General features: G+C 52.0%; 16 protein-coding genes. 11 read left to right on the top strand and 5 right to left on the bottom strand.

The annotated features are described in order from the left end of the window. Positions 1 to 74: 74 nt before the first annotated feature. Genes NYE24_RS05355 through NYE24_RS05340 form a run of 4 tightly spaced genes read left to right on the top strand, consistent with a single transcriptional unit; the run spans position 75 to position 4,262 of the window. Positions 75 to 800 carry an ATP-binding cassette domain-containing protein gene (locus tag NYE24_RS05355; protein ID WP_342478248.1) on the top strand — a complete coding sequence of 242 codons (726 nt, stop codon included), beginning with the start codon at positions 75 to 77 and terminating at the stop codon, positions 798 to 800. 33 nt (positions 801 to 833) lie between these two features. Further along, entirely contained in the window at positions 834 to 2,141 is a 1,308-nt protein-coding gene (locus tag NYE24_RS05350; RefSeq protein ID WP_179090463.1) for a hypothetical protein, read from the top strand. Further along, positions 2,134 to 2,832 (top strand): response regulator transcription factor, encoded by a 699-nt coding sequence (locus NYE24_RS05345; protein WP_036695433.1) that lies wholly within the window; start codon positions 2,134 to 2,136, stop codon positions 2,830 to 2,832. The genes NYE24_RS05350 and NYE24_RS05345 overlap by 8 nt, the downstream gene beginning before the upstream one ends. Beyond that, the gene (locus NYE24_RS05340; RefSeq protein WP_342478247.1) at positions 2,829 to 4,262 is read left to right on the top strand and encodes a HAMP domain-containing sensor histidine kinase; all 1,434 of its coding nucleotides are present in this window, start codon (positions 2,829 to 2,831) and stop codon (positions 4,260 to 4,262) included. The genes NYE24_RS05345 and NYE24_RS05340 overlap by 4 nt, the downstream gene beginning before the upstream one ends. Before the next feature lie 87 nt (positions 4,263 to 4,349). Here NYE24_RS05340 and NYE24_RS05335 read toward each other — a convergent pair whose 3' ends face one another. Further along, on the bottom strand, positions 4,350 to 5,570 hold the full coding sequence (locus NYE24_RS05335; protein WP_342478246.1) for a glucose-1-phosphate adenylyltransferase: 1,221 nt from the start codon (positions 5,568 to 5,570) through the stop codon (positions 4,350 to 4,352). 216 nt (positions 5,571 to 5,786) lie between these two features. Here NYE24_RS05335 and glgB point away from each other — a divergent pair, with 216 nt between their 5' ends. Further along, positions 5,787 to 7,703, top strand: a complete 1,917-nt coding sequence (gene glgB / locus NYE24_RS05330) for a 1,4-alpha-glucan branching protein GlgB (RefSeq protein WP_036695430.1) — start codon at positions 5,787 to 5,789, stop codon at positions 7,701 to 7,703. Between the two features lie 45 nt (positions 7,704 to 7,748). Next, a complete protein-coding gene (gene glgA, locus NYE24_RS05325; protein ID WP_342478245.1) occupies positions 7,749 to 9,185 on the top strand; it encodes a glycogen synthase GlgA in 1,437 nt (478 codons plus the stop codon). 356 nt (positions 9,186 to 9,541) lie between these two features. Here glgA and NYE24_RS05320 read toward each other — a convergent pair whose 3' ends face one another. Further along, complete coding sequence (locus NYE24_RS05320; protein ID WP_051493553.1) at positions 9,542 to 9,913, bottom strand: nuclear transport factor 2 family protein; 372 nt, start codon at positions 9,911 to 9,913, stop codon at positions 9,542 to 9,544. Next, positions 9,906 to 11,669, bottom strand: a complete 1,764-nt coding sequence (locus NYE24_RS05315; protein WP_342478244.1) for an alpha-glycosidase — start codon at positions 11,667 to 11,669, stop codon at positions 9,906 to 9,908. The genes NYE24_RS05320 and NYE24_RS05315 overlap by 8 nt, the downstream gene beginning before the upstream one ends. Before the next feature lie 234 nt (positions 11,670 to 11,903). On the opposite strand from NYE24_RS05315, the gene NYE24_RS05310 reads away from it, so the two are divergent. The 4 genes from NYE24_RS05310 to NYE24_RS05295 all read left to right on the top strand — a co-directional run bounded on the left by NYE24_RS05310 (position 11,904) and on the right by NYE24_RS05295 (position 15,867). Beyond that, entirely contained in the window at positions 11,904 to 12,728 is an 825-nt protein-coding gene (locus NYE24_RS05310; RefSeq protein WP_036695427.1) for a transporter substrate-binding domain-containing protein, read from the top strand. 135 nt (positions 12,729 to 12,863) lie between these two features. Beyond that, positions 12,864 to 13,523: an amino acid ABC transporter permease gene (locus NYE24_RS05305; protein WP_036695426.1), complete on the top strand. Its 660-nt coding sequence runs from the start codon at positions 12,864 to 12,866 to the stop codon at positions 13,521 to 13,523. Further along, positions 13,510 to 14,232 carry an amino acid ABC transporter ATP-binding protein gene (locus NYE24_RS05300; RefSeq protein ID WP_036695425.1) on the top strand — a complete coding sequence of 241 codons (723 nt, stop codon included), beginning with the start codon at positions 13,510 to 13,512 and terminating at the stop codon, positions 14,230 to 14,232. The genes NYE24_RS05305 and NYE24_RS05300 overlap by 14 nt, the downstream gene beginning before the upstream one ends. A gap of 108 nt (positions 14,233 to 14,340) precedes the next feature. Beyond that, positions 14,341 to 15,867 (top strand): Ppx/GppA phosphatase family protein, encoded by a 1,527-nt coding sequence (locus NYE24_RS05295; RefSeq protein ID WP_342478243.1) that lies wholly within the window; start codon positions 14,341 to 14,343, stop codon positions 15,865 to 15,867. Here NYE24_RS05295 and ppk1 read toward each other — a convergent pair. Next, positions 15,815 to 17,935 carry a polyphosphate kinase 1 gene (gene ppk1, locus NYE24_RS05290; protein WP_036695423.1) on the bottom strand — a complete coding sequence of 707 codons (2,121 nt, stop codon included), beginning with the start codon at positions 17,933 to 17,935 and terminating at the stop codon, positions 15,815 to 15,817. The two genes, NYE24_RS05295 and ppk1, sit on opposite strands and share 53 nt — an antisense overlap. A gap of 300 nt (positions 17,936 to 18,235) precedes the next feature. Here ppk1 and NYE24_RS05285 point away from each other — a divergent pair, with 300 nt between their 5' ends. Beyond that, positions 18,236 to 18,919 (top strand): 3D domain-containing protein, encoded by a 684-nt coding sequence (locus NYE24_RS05285; protein ID WP_342478242.1) that lies wholly within the window; start codon positions 18,236 to 18,238, stop codon positions 18,917 to 18,919. A gap of 219 nt (positions 18,920 to 19,138) precedes the next feature. On the opposite strand, the gene NYE24_RS05280 is transcribed toward NYE24_RS05285, so the two are convergent. After that, entirely contained in the window at positions 19,139 to 20,038 is a 900-nt protein-coding gene (locus NYE24_RS05280; protein WP_036695421.1) for a polysaccharide deacetylase family protein, read from the bottom strand. Between the last annotated feature and the right edge of the window lie 61 nt (positions 20,039 to 20,099).

Raw genomic sequence — 20,099 nt, 5'->3', positions numbered from 1 at the left:
AATGCTCGCATGGAATTTGATCCCGCTTTCAGAGTACACTATAGAGTAGAGTCGAAGACAGGAGAGGCTGACCTATGATTACAGTTGAACATTTGGCCAAAGCGGTCGGGGAAGATAAAACACCGGTGCTTCAGGATATCGGATTTCAGTTAGAACCGGGAGAATTTGTAGCGCTGTTGGGAGCCAGCGGCAGCGGGAAATCAACACTGCTGCGCTGCCTTGCCCTGCGTGAGAAGTGGGACAGAGGGAATTTCAGGGTAGATGGGCAGGATATTATGAAGAGCCCCTTCGCCGGAAAATCTAAAATCCGCCGGGAATGGGCCTATCTGGAGCAGAATGCGGAGCTGAATCCGAACCGCACTGCACTCAAGAATGTGCTGATTGGACAGGCCTCCCAGACGCCGCTGTGGCGGATGGCTACAGGCATGGTCCGCTCAGATGATTATATGGGGGCGATGGACCAGCTTGATCTGCTTGGATTGCTGGACAAGGCCAAGCTGAAGTCCGGCCAGCTCAGCGGCGGTGAACGTCAGCGTGTAGCCATTGCCCGGGCATTGGTCCATGGCGCCAAGGTCATCCTGGCGGATGAGCCGGTGACGGGCCTTGACCCCAAGACTGCGGATAATGTGCTGGAGACCCTCCGCAATCTGTGCAAGGAGACAGGACTTACCGTGCTTACGGTGCTGCCGATTGAGCTGGCCGAGCGTTACGCCAGCCGTCTGTGGGTGCTGGAGGACGGAAGAATCAAGCATGATGTCAAAGGACGCCGGCTGACCTCACAGGAGCGGCTGCACCTGTGAAGTAAGACAAGGCGTTCAGTAAGGAGAGCGTAAATGAAGTTGAATATGCGTATGCGTGTCCTGGGAGGACTTGCCGCAGCCGCCCTGTCGCTGTTTGCCCTGCCCGGCTGCACCTTCATCAGCGATCCTGTATCCCAGATGAGGGTGCCCCAGCTGCCTGCGGACAAGGCTTCGCTGATGGCAGCGATTAACTCTTCCTTGAAGGCGCTGGATGGTACCTTGACCCGTCCGGCCAATGATGATAACAGCTCTATTTTTACGGAGGACCTGGACCGGGATGGCGTGATGGAGACGCTTGTGTTCTACCAGACGAAGAATGAAGCCGTAGTTAATCACGGGATGATTCTGGAGAAGCAGGGGGATGCCTGGGTCAAGAAGCTTACGTTCGATGGTGTTGGCAACATTCTGGATTCTGTAGATCTTCAGGATGTTACTGGTGACGGTAAGCTCAACATTATTGCCGGGTATTCCCGCACCGAAGATAAGGGTGTGAAAGGTATGGTTGTCTACAGTTATTCCGGGGGAGTGCTGGAAGAGATTCTAACCAAGCCATATACTAAATATATCATCGATGATCTGAATGAAGACGGGATTGCGGATATTACCGTGGTATACTTCAAGCGCAATGAATTCGCTACAATAACAACCTACCAGTACAATGACAGCTTCAAGGTGCTGGATCAATTGGACGACTTAGACCCTTATTTCAATAGCTATTACAATATTGTCTCAGGAAAAGTTGCTGCGAACAAAGAAGGGATTGTACTGGATTCAGCCGTGGATTCTCACTCAGCGTATACAACAGTGGTTGTAATGGAAAATAACAAGCTGCGTGTCGCTATTCCAGGGAATGACCTAACCTTCAAGGACCGCAAAATTGTCAGCGAGGATATTGATTCGGACGGAATTATTGAGATTGGCATGCTGGTTCCCCCCAAGGGCTGGGAGTATTTCGACCCGGAGACCATTCCGTATTTCAATTCTTATTACAAATGGGACGGGAAAGACGGCCTGACCTTCAGTACCCAGCTCTATAATGATCCACTGGACCGGTTCACCATCAATTTTGCCCCCGAATGGCAGGAGCGTGTGACCGTGGACACGAAGTCGGTTCAGAACAAATCGCTCAAATTCATAATGACGGATACCGGAGAGACGGTCGCCGAAGTAACATTCTTCTCGCCTGCGGAATGGGACAATGTGAAGAACAACGGCTGGAAGCTGCTCGGACGCGATCTGGATAAAATGATCGGGTACCGGGGAGGACTGGAACAGAATACAATCGGAGGAGGGGATGGGCGAATCCAATCCACTATTGAAAGGAAGGGAATCAATGAGTAAAGTATTAATTCTGGAGGATGAAGAGTCCATCCGCAGTTTTATTGTGATTAATCTGAAGCGCAACGGTTTTGAGGTGCTGGAGGCGGCGGATGGCCATGAGGCGCTGCATAAGCTGACTACTATCCATGACATTGATATCGCCCTCTTGGATGTAATGGTACCTGGAATCGACGGCTTTGAGGTATGCAGACGTATCCGGGAGACCAATGAACGGCTGGGGATTATTTTCTTGACGGCCAAAGTACAGGAGCAGGATAAAGTTTATGCGCTGTCGGTGGGAGCAGATGACCATGTCAGCAAGCCGTTCAGTCCCACTGAGCTGATCGCCCGTATCCAGTCGCTGCTGCGCCGGGTCAATGTTCACCGCGAGCAGTCAGCCAAGGTATCGTTCCAGTCGGGTCCGTTCACCCTGGATCTGATCTCCAAGCAGTTCAAGCGGAGCGGGGAAGCCATTGAGCTTACCCCAACAGAGTTCTCACTGGTGCAATTCTTCCTGGAGAAGGAGAATACGCCGCTCAGCCGTGATTCCCTGCTCGATCATGTCTGGGGCAAGGAATATATGGGCGACCCTAAGATCGTTGACGTCAATATCCGTCGCTTGCGCCAAAAAATCGAGAATAATCCATCGGAGCCTGAATATCTGCAGACAGTGTGGGGACACGGCTATAAATGGAAAGGCCAGGTACAATGATCAAGAAGGGGATGCGCAGACAGATCGTACTGCACTATATTCTTGTAGTCTTTGTAGCGCTTCTCCTGGTTGAGACAACCTTTCTGCTGGCGATCCGCACCTATTATTACGACAGCATCTACACCAAGATCACTACACAGATTAGTGCAGCTGAAAGTATGGTTAAATATGGTAACTTAAACGGCGCATCGGCGAACCAGTTGCAGGGTTTACTCGAATTGTTCAATCTGGAAAATACAGAGCTTGAGGTCCTGACTCTTAAAGGAGATATTATCACCAGCTCGACCGGGTTTCAGCCGGACCGGACCATCACCACCAGTGATGTCCCAGAGGCGGTGGGCGGTAGTATAGGACGCTGGGTGGGGCGGCAGGCCGGCACGAATGAAAGTGTCATGGCCGTATCCAAGATGGTGCGGATCAACACTCATGATTCTTATGTCCTGCGGTATCTGTCCTCGATGGAAGGTATTAATAAAGATCTGCTTAATCTGACCTTGCTCTCCCTGGGCATCGGGGTGGCAGTCCTCACCATCGTGCTGTTGCTGAGCTTCGGGCTCGCCAATTCGATTGTGCGACCGCTGAATAATATTACGGCCGTATCGGCGCAAATGGCGAAGGGCAAGTTCACGACCCGGATCAAAGGCGATTACCGGTACGAGATCGGCGGACTCGCTTCAACGCTCAACTATATGGCGGACGAGATTGTCCGCAGCAATCAGATCAAGGATGATTTCATCTCCTCAATCTCTCATGAGCTGCGTACTCCGCTGACCAGCATCAAGGGTTGGAGCGAGACGCTGGTCTCCGGGGGCTATGACCCTGAAGAGACTAAGCTTGGGGTCGGAATTATCTCCAGAGAGAGTGACAGGCTGATTGGGCTGGTGGAAGAAATCCTCGACTTCTCGAAGCTTCAGCAGAATGAAATGAAGCTGTCGATGGGGCAGGTGGATATTAAGGTTCTGCTGCAGGAGACGCTGCTCAATATCTGGGCGAAGGCCGAGAAGAAACGGATTCATCTGCTGCTGGAATGCGAGGAGACGATCTTCATCAAGGGGGATGCCAACCGCCTCAAGCAGGTCTTCCTCAATCTGGTGGATAATGCGGTGAAGTTCTCGCCGGAGGATTCCAGTATTGTGCTGTCGGCGGAGCGTTTATCCGGTATCGAGATGGCTGTTACTGTTCGTGACAGTGGTATTGGAATCAGTGAAACGCATCTGTCCAGAGTGCGGGACCGCTTCTTCCAGGTCGATGCCCTTAACGGGGGAACGGGCCTCGGGCTAGCGATCTCCCAGCAGATCGTGGAGCTTCATAACGGCAAGCTGGAAATGGACAGCGAGCTGGGCAAGGGTACTCAGGTTACCGTCATTCTACCTCTGGATGACAGCCAGCAAGGGAATACCCGACCCGGCAACCCACAGTTAACTTCATAGCAAGATACAAAAGGGATACAGCTATCGTCCGGGCGGACCGGAGCTGTATCCCTTTGTATGTAGCAGCCCTTAGGGCTGAACTTTTGATTATGAAGGCATTCCTTCCGCGCGCAAACGGCCGGCCTTCTCATAGACCTCCTGAAGCAAGCGGGCAGGCTGAGTACGTACCAGCGGCTTAGCAGCTACAATCTCATGCGGGCCGACAACCACGATGTTGTCTGCACTGCCTTTGATTACAGCGCCGTCCTTGATCACAGCACCTTCACCGATAATGGCGTGTTCAATCAGAACACCGCGTCCAATGCGGGCACCCGGCATTACCACGCTCTGCTTGATTCTGCTCTGCTTGCCGATCTCCACACCGCTGAAGATGACCGAACGCTGCGGGCTGCCTTCGAGCTGGCAGGTTTCATGAATCAGGCAATTTGCTGAAGCAGATTGAGTGCGGGGTCTGATCGCAGCCAGCTTGGTGCGTTGTGCCCGGCTGTACATCGGCCAGCGGGAGTTATCTAGCTGGAAGCCATCCTCTTGCAGAAGATCCATATGAGCTTCCCAGAGGCTGCCAACGGTACCAACATCTCTCCAGTAACCTTCGAAGCGGTAAGCGAACAGTTCATCGCTCGCATCCAGCATGGACGGAATAACATCCTTACCGAAATCATGACCGGACTCCATATTCGTTGCATCCTGCAGTAAATGAGCCTTCAAGTAGGACCACTCGAACAGATAGATGCCCATAGACGCCAGGTTGCTCTTCGGAGCTTGTGGTTTTTCGGCAAATTCGGAGATCTTGAAATCTTCATCCACGTTCATCACGCCGAAGCGGCTCGCTTCATCCCAAGGAACCTCCATAACCGATATCGTTGCCTTCGCAGACTTGGCGATGTGATAATCGAGCATTTTGCGGTAATCCATGTGGTAGATATGGTCTCCCGACAGGATAAGTACATGCTCCGGGTTCTGACTGTCTATATATTCAATATTCTTATAAATAGCATCGGCGGTGCCTGTATAGCTGTCTCTGCCTTCAACACCTGAAGGGAGCAGCCTTACACCCCGGTCACTGCGGCTATGCAGCCCCCAGGGCTCGCCTTCACCGATATGCTGATGCAAGGATTCTGCTTCATACTGTGTCAGTACTCCGATGGTATCAATCTTGGAATTCACACAGTTGCTGAGGGGAAAATCAATAATCCGGTACTGTCCGCCGAAAGGGACTGCAGGCTTAGCCATACTGGAAGTCAAGGGGGCCAATCTGCGGCCTTCCCCGCCCGCCAGGAGCATGGCGATACATTCTTTCTTACTCATGTGTTATCCCTCCCATTTTTTTGTCAATGCTTGTAATATACACTCAGAACAAGCGCTTGAAACGACATAGGTGAATTATATTGCTGTATCTGTGGAAAAATTACATGTTTATTTTCAATATTCAGAAATTGCCCGGACTTCTCTCAAAATCATTTTCAAAATCTATATATTCGGGTAATGTAATAGGTGCATCATATATCCTAAGGTGGTGATGATTTGGCCGATTTACCAAAAACAGAAAACCTCCCGTCCGCTGAAGATATTTATCTGTTCCATGAGGGCACGAATTATCGCAGCTATACGATGCTTGGCGCGCACATTGCCGTCCAAGAAGGGCAGGCCGGCGTTCGTTTTACCGTGTGGGCTCCTCATGCGGCATATGTAGGACTGGCGGGAGATCATAACAGCTGGGATGGAACATCTGATCTGGATACGTTATATAAGATACCCGATTCAGGATTTTGGAGTCGTTTTTTCCCGGGAATGGAGCCGGGAACTTTTTACAAATACAGGATTACAGGAACAGATGGTACAAGCTTCCTCAAAGCAGACCCCTATGCCTTCCACGCTGAAGTGCGTCCGGCAACGGCATCCGTTGTGGCCAATCTGGACGGCTACAAATGGGGGGATGCCGCATGGCGGCGGAAGAGTAAAGGTCCGTATCAGGCACCCATGAACATTTATGAAATGCATTTGGGCACCTGGCGGCAAAAGGAAGACGGCGAACTCTATACTTATCGGGAGATCAGCAGCCTGCTGATTCCCTACCTGAGTGAAATGAGCTATACCCATGTGGAGTTCATGCCGCTGGCTGAACATCCTTATGATCTGTCCTGGGGCTACCAGGGAACCGGTTATTTTGCTGCTACCAGCCGTTTCGGAGAGCCGCAGGATCTGATGTACCTGATTGATCAGCTGCATCAGGCAGGCATTGGGGTCATTCTGGACTGGGTCCCAGCCCATTTTGCGAAGGATGCCCATGGTCTGCGCTTGTTCGACGGTTCGCCGCTGTATGAATATGCCGATCCGATGCTGGCGGAGAAGCCGGGCTGGGGCACCTTGTCCTTTGACTTCAGCAAGCCGGAAATCTCATCGTTCCTAATCTCCAATGCCTTGTTCTGGTTCGAGAAGTATCATATTGACGGCATGCGTGTGGATGCGGTTACGAGTATGTTGCGGCTTGATTTCGAGAAGGAACACCATCAGTACCGGACGAATGAGCATGGAGGGCTGGAGAATCTGGAAGCCATCCGGTTCATTCAGCAGCTCAACCAGACGATTTTCCAGTATTATCCGAAGGCGCTCATGATGGCGGAAGAATCCAGTGCCTGGCCGGGCGTAACCTCACCGGTGCATGAAGGCGGCTTGGGCTTCAACTACAAATGGAATATGGGCTGGATGAATGACACCTTGGGCTACATAGAACGGGATTTCGGATCACGCCCGTATCATCATAATTTGTTGACCTTCCCGATATGCTATGCTTATGCCGAGAACTATACGTTGCCGCTGTCACATGATGAGGTAGTGCACGGCAAGAAGTCGCTGCTGGACAAAATGCCCGGGTCCTATGAGCAGAAATTCGCCGGTCTGCGCCAGCTTCTCGGATATCAGATCAGCCATCCGGGCAAGAAGCTGCTGTTCATGGGCGGAGAGTTCGGACAATTCATTGAATGGAAGGATCAGGAGCAGCTTGACTGGCTGCTGCTGGATTATGAGAGCCACCGGCGGATGCAGGCCTATACGGCTGCGCTGAATCAGCTATACCTTGCCGAAAAATCGCTGTGGGAGCTGGACCATGACATGGCTGGCTACCAGTGGATTGATGCTGACGATAGCGGGCAGAGTATCGTATCCTATATCCGCAGAGGCAAACGCCCGGTGGACACGCTGCTGATTATCATCAACTTCCAGCCGGAGGAGCGCCGCCATTACCGTATCGGCGTGCCGCGTCCGGGCGTATATGAGGAATTATTCAGCTCGGAGAGCAACGAATACGGCGGATCGGGCTTCCATAATGAGCCGCTGAAGAGCACCAAGACCGAGTGGCATAATCAGGTGAATAGTATAGAGCTGACCCTGCCGCCGCTTAGCTTCTTGGTGCTTAAGAAGTCAGGCCGCAAGACCGTTTAAAGGCAGGAATTGTCCGAATAAGCAATTAAATAAGGGGGAGATGGAATGAAAGTACTATTTGCCGCGGCGGAAGCCCATCCATTTATCAAAACAGGCGGACTGGCCGATGTCATCGGCGCTTTGCCGAAGGCCCTCAAGGCGGCCGGGGTCGATGTCCGGGTGATTTTGCCCAAATACAAAGGAATTCCTGAGAAGTATTCCTCACTGATGGAGCCTGTCGCTACGCTGGAGGTTCCGATTGGCTGGCGCAATCAGTATTGCGGGATTGAAAAGGTCGTGTTTGAAGGGATTCCCGTCTATTTCGTTGACAATGAGTATTACTTCGGCCGTGACGGGATTTATGGCTATATGGATGACGGCGAGCGCTTCGCGTACTTCAACCGGGCGGTACTGGAATGCCTGCCGGCGATTAGCTTCCAGCCGGATGTGATCCATTGCCATGACTGGCATGCTGCGGTTGTTCCTCTGCTGCTGCAGGCGCACTACCGGCATAATCCGTTCTACAGTGAGATGCGTACGGTATTCACCATACATAATCTCCTGTACCAGGGAGTCTTTCCGTATACGGTGCTGGGTGAGCTGCTGGGTCTGGATGACAGCTATTTCCTGGGCGTGGAGTATTACGGGAATGTGAATTATATGAAGGGCGGGATTGTCTACAGTGATCATGTCACTACCGTTAGCCCGACCTATGCCGATGAGATTCGGACCCCATACTACGGCTATGGTCTCGATGGCCTCCTGACTTCGCGTTCTGATGCGCTGAGCGGCATTGTGAACGGAATTGATACCAAGAGCTATAATCCGTCCAGTGATACGGCAATCTTCACCAAGTACCGGTCCAACCTGGCCAAAAAAGCCGAGAACAAGCTGGGACTCCAACAGGAGCTGGGATTGCCGGTGGCTCCTTACATTCCAATGATAGCTATGGTCACGCGTCTGGTGGATTCCAAAGGACTGGATCTGCTGACCCGTGTGCTGGACGAGCTGCTATACTACGATGATATTCAGTTCGTGCTGCTGGGGACGGGGGATGAGGTATACGAACGCTGGTTCCGCGAGGCGCAGTGGCGTTACCCGACTAAGCTGTCGTCACAGATTACTTTCAGTGATGCCTTATCCCGCAAAATCTACGCCGCCAGCGACATTTTCCTGATGCCGTCCAAATTTGAGCCTTGCGGCATCAGCCAGCTTCTGGCGCTCCGTTACGGCAGCATTCCGGTGGTTCGTGAGACAGGCGGGCTGAACGATACCGTACAGGCATACAATGAATATACTGGGGAGGGAAATGGCTACACCTTCCAGGATTATAACGCCCACGATATGATGCATACGCTCCGCCGCGCCGTATCGTTCTACCATAAGCCCGAGCACTGGAAAAAGGTAGCCAAAAACGCATTCTCCGGCGACTACAGCTGGAACGTATCCGCACAGCAGTACATTGATATTTATAACAACATTACGGCCGCTCCAGCGGAATAGGAAATAGCAGGATCAGGATGGAAAAGGCACCCCTCAGTTCATCATGGACTAAGGGATGCCTTTTTCTGTTGCACTTGGTTCACTGGATACGAGGAACCATAATTACCAGGGGGATTTGTGCCGATTAGCTGGAGGGAATAGGTGTATTTCAGGCACTTGTTAACGGAAGGAAAAACACATCCTCAGCAGCAAATGGAAAAATGGCACTTAATTAGCCCAAACTTCCTCATATTAAGGAATTCAGCGAAAAGAGATGACGTTTATCCAACTAATTGCCTCTAACCATGAAAATTGGCTAAATTAAGATGCGTTTTTCCAACTAAACAAGTAGCATTAAAGAAATAAGAAAATTCAAGTCAGGTATAAGGATAAGAATGCGGTATTTTCGATTGAAATTCTTTTAGACTCACGATCTGGTTTCCGGGATTAAATTCGATTAAGGAGACCCCGTCAAAAGCATCGGTCACTGCATCATACTCACACTTAAAGTACCATTCCACCACAGTCATATGGCCCTGATGGATGAATTGCTTGATCGTCCAGTTCAATACCGTACCACGCGTATTCCAGTCCTCGAACCACAACAACAGGGTGTCAAATCCCCGATACTGAGGGCCGTAGCTTTCGGTATACACAATGTTGGGATCGAAGATGGTACTTAATATAGAGTTGTCCTTGTTAATCCATGAATCGAAATATTGTCTGATCTGCTGCTCGCGTTCAATCATTAGATGCCTCCTCCACAATATGCCGGAACAGAATCCGGTACTCGTACGGCTCAAGCGCCACGTTCATCATCCCGCGTTCTGGAACGACCGCCTCACCCGTAAGTGCATCCAGCCAGTCACTGGTCTCCATCGGGTGGCTGAGCGTGCGGGGCTGCGGCGAATTGTTCATCCAGACCGTGAAGTGGATCAGCTCATCGGCGCGCTCATAGACGATGCACGGGTCGTGCTCGCAGGACTGAAGAATCCGGAAGCGGCCTTCGCGGAGGACTTTATGCTCCTTGCGCAAACTAATCATCATCCGGTAAAAGTCATACAGCTCGCGGTCCTGCTTGCCCTGATCCCATTCCATACATTTGCGGCAATCCGGGTCCTCGTTGCCGGTCAGGCCAATCTCATCGCCGTAATAGATGCAGGGAGTGCCCATGAAGGTGAACAGGAAGACGACCGTCAGCTTCAGCTTCCGTTTATCTTCACCAAGCACGGTGAGCAGGCGGGGGGTGTCGTGACTGCCGAGCAGATTGAAGACCACCTCGTTCGTCTGCTGCGGATAACGCATGAGCAGGCCGCCGATCCGGTGACCGAAGGTGATGCCGTCCATCCCGCCATTGAAGAATTCCAGCACCGTCCCCGAGAAGGGATAGTTCATCACCGAATCGAACTGGTCGCCGAGCAGCCAGGTTAAGGAGTCGCTCCACACCTCGCCGACGATGTAGGCATCCGGGTTCGCGGCTTTGACCACCTTGCGGAAATCGCGCCAGAAGTGATGGTCCACCTCGTTGGCCACATCCAGCCGCCAGCCGTCCACCTTGATCTCCTTAATCCAGTATTCGGCTACCTCCAGCAGGTAAGATTTTACTTCATGATTGGCAGTGTTGAACTTCGGCATATTGCCGTAGAAGCCGAACGTGTCATAGGTGGGAATGCCGTCCACAATCTCAGCCGGAAAAGAGTTCACATGAAACCAATCCCGGTAGAGCGAGTACTCCCCCTTGGCCAGAACATCCTGGAAGGGCGGGAACTGATCGCTGCAATGGTTGAATACGGCGTCAAGCATGACGCGCAGGCCCCGTCTGTGGCATTCCTCGACGACCTGCTTCAGCAGCTCATTATCGCCGAAATGCGGGTCGACTCTCCGGTAATCCACGATGTCATATTTATGATTGGAAGAGGAGACGAACAGCGGGGTGAAGTAGAGGGCATTGACGCCCAGCTCCTGCAGATCATCCAGATGATCCAGCACGCCTTGAAGGTCGCCGCCGAAGAAATTATTCAGCTCGGGCTTACCGCCCCAGGGCTGCGTGCCTTCCGGATTAATCAGGGGATTGCCATTCGCGAACCGCTCGGTCATGATCTGGTAGAACACCGCATCCTTTGCCCAGGGAGGAACCCGGAACAAGTCGATCCCGTGGATATAGGGGAATTCGTAGAAGTGATTTGGAGCGGGCGGGCATTCGGAGCGGATACCATTATCGAGCAGATAGACCGTCTCCATACCTTTACTCACGCGAAAAGTATAGCTAAGCCGCTTATACTTGGGCCGGACCGCCGCTTCCCAGTAGTCGAATTTGTCATCGGAGGCGGCCTTCTCCATGATGATGTCATAAGAAGTATGCTGCCAATCGTACTTGTCGCCGGTAAGGGCGACTACATAGTCCACATCATCACGTTTGGTGCGCACACGCAGATGAATCGTTTCAGTATCATAGGCATAAGCCCATTTGTCACGGGGAACATGGTACATCGCTTCAAGCAGCATAGTAGCACCTCCTGTAAGTTGGGTGGAAACTGTAATGATTCATGAGGCAATTGGAGATAATCTATAGTAGGTAGTATTATATACCACCTCCATAGGATGTGCATTTTTTTGTCGCCGTAACAGGTTTTTGTCACAAAATTGTCTTTGCATATTCATGCGAAGTGATTTATAATAAATCGGTCAATGAGACGGAACAGTAGAGAGAACATAAATAGAATAGGGGAGACGGGACAAATGAACAAATGGGGTAAACTTTCTATGGGACTGCTGCTGGCAGCAGGACTGCTAGCCGGATGCGGCTCCAATAACGATAAGAACAATACCGCAGCAAGCGGGAATGGCGGTGCTGCAAGCACAGAAGCGCCGGCTAAGAAGCTGATTATGGGCACAAGCGCAGACTTTCCTCCATATGAATTCCACAAGATGGTTGAAGGCAATGATACGATTGTTGGTTTCGATATCGAGATTGCCAAGGAGATCGCCGCTGATCTGGGCCAGGAGCTGGAGATTAAGGATCTTCCGTTCGACTCTTTGCTGAATGAGCTGGCAAGCGGCCGGATCGATATGGTCATTTCGGGACTTAGCCCCACGCCGGAACGCGCTGAAGCCGTAGGCCTTTCGGACATCTACTATAAGGCAGAGCAGGCTGTCGTAGTGCGTGAAGCCGATAAGGACAAATTCGCTACCATGGACGCACTGAAGGGCGCCAAGATCGGAATTCAGACCGGTTCCATTCAGGAGGGTATCGCTAAGGGCATCGAAGGCGCACAGCTGACCTCCCTCAGCAAAATCTCCGAAATCGTCCTGCAGCTGCAGTCGAACCGGGTGGATGCTTCCATCATGGAAGGACCTGTGGCCAAGTCCTTTGTGAAGAACGTCAAGGGCCTCGTGATCACCGATGCCAAGCCGGAGGTTGAAGATGACGGTTATGTCATCGGCGTGAAGAAGGGCAACACCGAGCTGCTCGATCAAGTGAATAAGACACTCGGACGCCTGAACTCCGAAGGCAAGATTGATGAATTCGTAGCGGCAGCAAGCGAGCTTGCTGAGAGCAAATAACACGCGAACCGCATATACGGTTAGCAGAGATCAAGGATAGGCCCGCAGCTGGCTGCGGGATCATGCTCTACCATGCAGAAAATGGCGGTGATCCGCCGTTTTCTATTTTTTTGAGAAGAGGAGGGTCTGAGGGCAATGAATCTATTCGATATGGCTTATGAGTACCGCAATTTATTCTTATCCGGTCTGCAGTACACACTGCTGCTTGCAGTACTGGGGGTATTCTTCGGTTTCGTACTCGGCATCCTGGTGTCGCTCCTGCGGATGTCCAAATGGAGAATTCTGCGCTTTATCGCCACCGCATGGGTCGAATTCTTACGCGGGACGCCGATGCTGGTGCAGCTGTTTCTGATTCACTACGGGTTAACGGAGCTTGGACTTGAGTTTACGCCGATCCAGTCCGGTGCGATTACATTAACCATCAACAGTTCTGCTTATCTGGCGGAGATTTTCCGCGCCGGGATTCAAGGGGTGGACCGCGGTCAGGTTGAAGCGGCGCGTTCACTCGGAATGAAGCAGGGGATGACGCTGCGCTATATCGTGCTGCCACAGGCGATTAAGAATGTGCTGCCGGCCATCGGCAATGAATTTATTACCATCATCAAAGAATCTTCAATCGTGTCTATGATCGGGGTTGCAGACCTGTTCTTTCAGGCGAAGACCATTACAACGATTACGTATGAGGGCCTAACACCCTATGTTATTATTGCCATCATGTATTTCGTACTGACATTCATACTATCCAAGCTGCTGGGTATATTGGAACGGAGGCTGAACACGGATGATCGAGGTTAAGAACCTGCGGAAGAGCTTTGGGAAGCTGGAGATCCTGAAGGGCATTGATCTGAATATTCACAAGGGCGAGGTCGTTGTCGTCATCGGCCCCAGCGGATCGGGCAAAAGCACCTTTCTGCGCTGTCTGAACCTGCTGGAGCAGCCTACGGGCGGCGAGATCAGCTTCGAGGGTCAATCCATTACCGCGAAGCGCCATGACATCAACGTGACCCGCGAGAAAATGGGCATGGTGTTCCAGCAGTTCAACCTGTTCCCGCACAAATCGGTGCTGCAGAACATTATGCTCGCCCCGCTCAAGGTGAAGAAGCAGCAGGCTGCAGAAGCAGAGAAGTTCGCGATGGAGCTGCTGCGTACGGTAGGCCTTGAGGACAAGCGCGATGCTTATCCGGCCCAGCTCTCCGGCGGACAGAAGCAACGGATCGCAATCGCCCGGGCGCTGGCTATGCAGCCGCATGTTATGCTGTTTGATGAGCCAACCTCGGCGCTGGACCCGGAGATGGTCGGTGAAGTGCTGGAGGTTATGAAGCAACTGGCAGTGAACGGCATGACTATGGTGATTGTAACGCACGAAATGGGCTTCGCCCGTGAAGTGGGGGACCGTATCCTGTTCATGGACGGCGGAGTGGTTGTGGAGCAAGGGACACCGGCAGAGGTGTTCGGTCATCCCAAGCATGCCCGCACGCGTGATTTTCTCAGCAAGGTATTATAGAAGGCCGGCTAATAACCCCACCGCATGGGGTTATTTTATTTTGGCGGAGTGTACAATGTTTGATATAGTATACAAATGATCAATCTACTTGAAAAGGAGTACATACAGATGAGAGATGATCTTTGCCGGATCGGCATTATTGATATTGGTTCCAACTCCATACGACTTGTAATTTATGACACGACACAGGCAGGCGGCTACAAAATCATCAAGGAATGTAAGTACTCTGCCCGTTTGAGCGAGAAGATTACGAAGGAAGGCCGGCTGGAGAAGAAGGATATGAATACAATCATACCTGTTCTTCAGCAGTTCAAGGAGATTTGCGATGATTTTGAAGTAGAGAGAATCCGTGCAGGCGCCACCGCCGCCATCCGTAATGCAGCTAACTCTGCGGAGATCATCAGCTATCTGTCCGAGGGTTCGTCTATTCCGATTGAAGTGGTCAGCGGATATCAGGAGGCGTATTTCGGCTTCCTTGGGGTGATCAATGCTTTTGACGTCCAGGACGGCTTCGTGATTGATATCGGCGGAGGGAGTACCGAGGTTACCTTATTTCGAGGACGGCGTTATCAGCAGAGTATCTCGTTCCCGTTCGGTGCGGTCAACACGAATCAGATGTTCAGCCAGGGCGGCAACTGGAATGCGGAGCAGATCCGCAAGCTGCAATTATACGTAACCGGCAGGCTGGTGGAGCATGACTGGCTATCGACGGGCACCGGACTTCCGCTATACGGGCTGGGAGGAACACTTCGCTCACTGGCGAAGCTCGATCAGCGGAACCGCGATTATTCGCTGCCTAATTCCCATGGCTATGTTCTGGAGAACGAGACGATCGAACGGTTCATGGAGGTTCTGCCTGTTACCCCCTTTGAGAAGCGTAAGGACCTGGACGGGCTGTCCAAAAGCCGGGCGGATATCATCGTGTCCGGGCTGATTATTTTCCATACCGTCTATCATTACATTGGTGCCAGCCAGGCGCTGATCAGCGGGGAAGGCCTGCGTGAGGGCATGCTGCATGATCTGCTGGAGCCCGAGCAGCCGGTGCGTGACAGCGCGCTGGAATACAGCCTGGATACGATTATCCGCTTCGATATCCGTACCTCTAAGCGGCATCTCGACCATATCAACAAGCTGGCGCTGAGCCTGCTGGGGGCCTTTGAGCGGGAAGGGGACCGGGAGGAGCAGGAGATGCTGGTCTATGTGGCGATTATGCTGCACCGGACAGGCTCCAACATTAACTATTATCAATCTAAGCGGCACACCCACTACTGGCTCATGAATTCACCCATCCGCGGACTGACGCACCGCCAGCTGATTCTTAGCGCGTACATCGCTTCTTACAGCACAAAAAGCCGGAAGCAGAAATTATCCCTGATGCATAAGGACATTTTGCTGCCTTCCGACGAGGAATGGATTCATAAGCTGGGTACATTAGTGCAGTTAAGCATCGCGCTGGACAGCACCGAGATCGGCATTGTCAGCGGGCTGAAGTCCCGTCTGCATAATCATACGCTGGATCTGGAGCTTCAGGGCGGACAGGTGCTAATTGGCCTGGAGGACATTGAGAATGCGCTCAAAACCTTCAGGAATGCTTGGTCGGTGAAGGTAAAGCTCGGCTTCCCTTCCAGCGGGTAACATCCATAGCGGCGAACTGGCTCCGGAGCGGGGCCTTTTTGTCGTCGATCCGTTCATAATATCCGTTTGGCTGAAGGAAGCTGGATTTGATATTGTCCATCAGCGACAGCTCCAGAATTTTGACAATCTGATCGCGGATACCGCTATCCTTGACCGGACACATCAGCTCGATCCGCCGGGTCAGGTTACGCGTCATCCAGTCGGCACTGGACAGGTAGACCTCGGGATCGCCGCCGTTCTCGAAATAATAGATACGTGAGTGCTCCAGGAAGCGGTCCACTATGCTGCGTACCGTAATGCGCTCACTGAGGCCTTCAATTCCCGGACGCAGGCAGCAGACTCCCCGGACGATCAGGTCGATGGACACTCCCGCCTGGGCTGCGCTGTACAGATAATCAATAACCTCCTGGTTCGACAGGGAGTTCATCTTGGCGATAATCCGTGCAGGCCGGCCTGCGGCAGCATGTTCTGCCTCACGCAGAATCAGCTTCTGGAGCGACAGGCTCATGTTAGTCGGTGCTACGATGAAGGAGTTCCAATTGTAGTTGGCAGAGTAGCCTGTCATCTGATTGAACAGCTCGGACGCATCCAGGCCAATCTCGTGATTGGCGGTGAACAGGCTAAGGTCGGTATAGGCCTTGGCCGTGCTGTCATTGTAATTGCCTGTTCCCACATGAACATAGCGGCGCAGCTCCGAGCCTTCCTGGCGGACGATCAGCGTTACCTTCGCATGGGTCTTGAGGCCGACGAGACCGTAGACCACGTGGCAGCCGGACTGCTCCAGCTTACGCGCCCAGGCGATGTTGCGTTCCTCATCGAAGCGGGCCTTCAGCTCCACGACCACCGTAACCTGCTTGCCGGACTCGGCTGCATTGGCGAGCGCAGTAATCAGCGGAGAATTGCCGCTGACCCGGTACAGTGTCATTTTGATCGCCATCACCTGCTCATCCTCGGAGGCCTGGATAATGAAATCCGTCATCGCATCGAAGGATTCATACGGATGATAGACCAGCACATCACGCTGGCTCAGCACCTCGAAGAAATCTTCATTCTCATCGAATTCCGCCGGATACATCGGCTCAACAGGCGGATAGAGCAGATAGCTGAAGCCCTTCAGACTGCTGGTGAAGCTGCGCAAGAAGCCGAGATCAAGCGGGCCTTCGATTTCGAAGACGAAGTCCTCCAGCTCGAATTCAGCCTGCAGCTGCTCCAGCGCATACGGATGGATGCCTTTCTGGACTTCCAGACGGGCAGGCACACCGCGGCGGCGTTTGCGGAGCTCTTTCTCAATCTCCTCCAGCAGGTCTTCTGCGCCTTCTTCATCTATCGTCAGGTCAGAGTTGCGGGTCAGGCGGAATTCACTGACGGCTACCGGATCATAACCGCTGAACAAGGTCTGAATATGATGGCGGATCACATCTTCAATGAATACGAATTGCCGTTTCTTGCTGTTCGCGCGGTGCGGCAAGGGAATGCAGCGCGGCAGATTGGACGGAATCTGCAGAATGGCGAAGTAAGGTTCTTCCTCCTGGCTGTTCTTGCGTGTCAGTACGACAGCCAGATAGATGAACTGGCTGTGGACCAGCGGGAACGGACGGCTCTGGTCGACTGCCATTGGAGTCAGCACAGGGAAAATAATATCACGGTAGTATTCCTCAATCGACTGCTCCTGTGCCGGTGTTAAGTCTTCATAATCAACGAACACAATGCCCTCTTTATGCAGGCTGCGTGAAATATCCTTGAAGGTGCGATACTGGTCGGCGACGATTTTGGTGACCCGTTTGCTGAGGCGTTTATAGAGGCCGGAGGGCGTGTAGCCGGTGAAATCTTTTTTGGTATATCCCGCCCGGATCTGATCCTGGATGCCGGCTACCCGGACACTGATGAACTCATCCAGATTACTGGACACGATGGCCAGGAATTTAGCCCGCTCAATCAGCGGGTTCTCCGGGTCCTGTGCCTCGCCGAGCACCCGGCGGTTGAACTCGATCCAGCTGAGGTCACGGTTAAGATAGGCTGTTGCAGGACTGATGGTGTTGATTTTTTTCTCATCTGTATTCACGTTCATGGACCCTCCAAGGTTGCTTCAATGTCTAGTTAAGATATCGTATTCTTTCATTCTACTATTTGCTTGAGTGAGAAATGTTAAAACTGTGTAAAATTTTTGCGAATATTCAGGAAACATGGCATATTTATACCGGGTCCCTTAATAATGATTAAGAATATGTAATATTTACATTCGTGATAACGCTTTATTTAGGATAATTATTTCCAATTGCCACAAAAACATAGCCAATGGTTACAAAGTTGTGATATATTCATTACTGTTAGTTTACAAACCTGGCGTCACCATTGAAGGAGGCAATTCATGAAACTCAAGATCAGAGCCATCACCGCCCTGGCGGCCGTACTGGGACTCGGCACCTTGCTTCACGTAGCTCCCGTTCAAGCCGACAGCGTACATATCGCTGGAGATACTACTACCTATTATACTCTATCCAATCATTATGGCATAAGCGTTGATGAGCTTATGAATGCGAACCCGCAGATTTCAGCGCTAAATATCTATCCCGGGCTGAAATTCACCATTCCGGGTGATGTTCAAGCAAAGACTGTGGCAGTAGCCAATACTGCAGCAGCTTCAGTAGAAGCTGTGGACGCAGCAGAAGTTCAAGCCCTGAGTGTGCAGCCGGCAACCAACACAGTTCAAGCCTGGGGCAAAGAATTTAATTATGCCAAAGTGCTGCAGGTCAAAGCTTCCGCCTATTCCTCGGCAGCCAGCGAGAATGGCAAGTGGGGAGCGGTCGATTATTTCGGCAATGCGCTGAAGCTCGGAACCATCGCCGTTGACCCGAGCGTGATTCCGCTGGGAACGAAGGTGCTCGTGACCGGGTATACCCATCCGGGCCTTCCGAAGCAAGCCTTCGTAGCGACAGCGACGGATATGGGGAGTGCGATCAAGGGCAACCGGATCGATATCTTTATTCCGGGCAGCCAGAGCTTTGTAGCCGATTTCGGTTATCAGTATGTACATTTATATATTATTGAATAAACCGATAATGAATCTTTGCACCATAGTAAGCGCAATACGTAATCATGAAAAGGAAACAAAACCAGGCAGCTTCCGCCGGTTTTGTTTCCTTTTTTTAAAATATAAGAATTTATATGTTACACACGATAACTTATCCTTATATTTCTCGCTGAAACGATACCGTCCTTAAAAAGGACGGCAAAGCCGTTTCCGCTTGTTAGGACTCTAATGATCAAGCGGTTATTTGCTCTTGCTGACCTGGAGCATCTGGGGAACGGTCACGAAGCTGTATCCCCGCTGCCGCAGAATGCCGATGATCTCTGGCAGCGCCTGCAGCGTCCCTTGGAGGTTACTGCCTCTGCCGCCGCCCCCGTGCTGAAGGATAATAGCCCCTCTGCCGGCCCGGGAGAGGATATTGTGCTTGACCTGATTTTTGGACAGTCCTCTCCAGTCGAGCGAGTCAACGTTCCAGTTCACCAGCTTATAGCCATGTGACTTCGCCCACTTCACCTGCGGCTCGTTGATATCGCCATACGGCGGGCGAATCAGCTTCGGCTTGTATCCGGCCAGCAGCTGCAGAATATTCTCCGTGCGGATAATCTGGATGCGGAAGGCATTCATACTCAGCTTGCTGAACTGGGGGTGATTATAGGAGTGGTTGCCGATGGCATGGCCTTCGCGGATCATCCGTGCTACCAAGGCAGGGTGCTTCTCCGCACGGCTGCCGACCACGAAGAAGGTGGCTTTGACTTTATATTTACGCAGCACATCCAGGAGCTGCGGGGTGAAGCGCGGATCAGGCACATCATCGAAGGTAAGAGCGATCATTTTACGGCGGGGACCCTGGGTCTTGAGGGTCTCCGGGTATTTGCGCAGCAATTGGCTGAGGGAGAGGCCCTTGCTCTTTTTATGGCGGCTTACTGAAGATTGGGAGGCTGACGATCCGGCCGGCACCGCCGTTTCGTCTTCAATAGAAGCTCGGGGCCGGGAAGATGGCAGGATCTCTTGTGCCGGCACTGGCGCAGGACTATCTGCCGCTGCTGCTGCAGAGACAGATACTAGCTCAGCAGCAGGTGCAGACAGGGCCAAGGCAATGACAGATATAAACAGCACAATGCGGCGGAATATTGTCAGTTTCATCAGGACGATGCCTCCTCCAACCACGGGTCCGGTTAGTTTAGAATATAAGGGTTGTTATTTC

The organism is Paenibacillus sp. FSL H7-0350 (assembly GCF_038593195.1).
GTDB lineage: Bacteria > Bacillota > Bacilli > Paenibacillales > Paenibacillaceae > Paenibacillus_AQ.
The sequence above is the reverse complement of the archived record's forward strand: the minus strand, read 5'-3'. Positions and strand labels throughout refer to the sequence as shown.

Excerpts from the sequence above, each read along its gene's own strand:
- NYE24_RS05345 (WP_036695433.1), top strand. The coding sequence starts at position 2,134 with ATGAGTAAAGTATTAATTCTGGAGGATGAAGAGTCCATCCGCAGTTTT.
- NYE24_RS05305 (WP_036695426.1), top strand. The coding sequence starts at position 12,864 with ATGAATCTATTCGATATGGCTTATGAGTACCGCAATTTATTCTTATCC.
- NYE24_RS05300 (WP_036695425.1), top strand. The coding sequence starts at position 13,510 with ATGATCGAGGTTAAGAACCTGCGGAAGAGCTTTGGGAAGCTGGAGATC.
- NYE24_RS05280 (WP_036695421.1), bottom strand. The coding sequence starts at position 20,038 with ATGAAACTGACAATATTCCGCCGCATTGTGCTGTTTATATCTGTCATT.
- NYE24_RS05295 (WP_342478243.1), top strand. The coding sequence starts at position 14,341 with ATGAGAGATGATCTTTGCCGGATCGGCATTATTGATATTGGTTCCAAC.
- NYE24_RS05355 (WP_342478248.1), top strand. The coding sequence starts at position 75 with ATGATTACAGTTGAACATTTGGCCAAAGCGGTCGGGGAAGATAAAACA.
- ppk1 (WP_036695423.1), bottom strand. The coding sequence starts at position 17,935 with ATGAACGTGAATACAGATGAGAAAAAAATCAACACCATCAGTCCTGCA.
- NYE24_RS05340 (WP_342478247.1), top strand. The coding sequence starts at position 2,829 with ATGATCAAGAAGGGGATGCGCAGACAGATCGTACTGCACTATATTCTT.
- NYE24_RS05335 (WP_342478246.1), bottom strand. The coding sequence starts at position 5,570 with ATGAGTAAGAAAGAATGTATCGCCATGCTCCTGGCGGGCGGGGAAGGC.
- NYE24_RS05285 (WP_342478242.1), top strand. The coding sequence starts at position 18,236 with ATGAAACTCAAGATCAGAGCCATCACCGCCCTGGCGGCCGTACTGGGA.
- NYE24_RS05320 (WP_051493553.1), bottom strand. The coding sequence starts at position 9,913 with ATGATTGAACGCGAGCAGCAGATCAGACAATATTTCGATTCATGGATT.
- NYE24_RS05350 (WP_179090463.1), top strand. The coding sequence starts at position 834 with ATGAAGTTGAATATGCGTATGCGTGTCCTGGGAGGACTTGCCGCAGCC.
- glgA (WP_342478245.1), top strand. The coding sequence starts at position 7,749 with ATGAAAGTACTATTTGCCGCGGCGGAAGCCCATCCATTTATCAAAACA.
- NYE24_RS05310 (WP_036695427.1), top strand. The coding sequence starts at position 11,904 with ATGAACAAATGGGGTAAACTTTCTATGGGACTGCTGCTGGCAGCAGGA.
- NYE24_RS05315 (WP_342478244.1), bottom strand. The coding sequence starts at position 11,669 with ATGCTGCTTGAAGCGATGTACCATGTTCCCCGTGACAAATGGGCTTAT.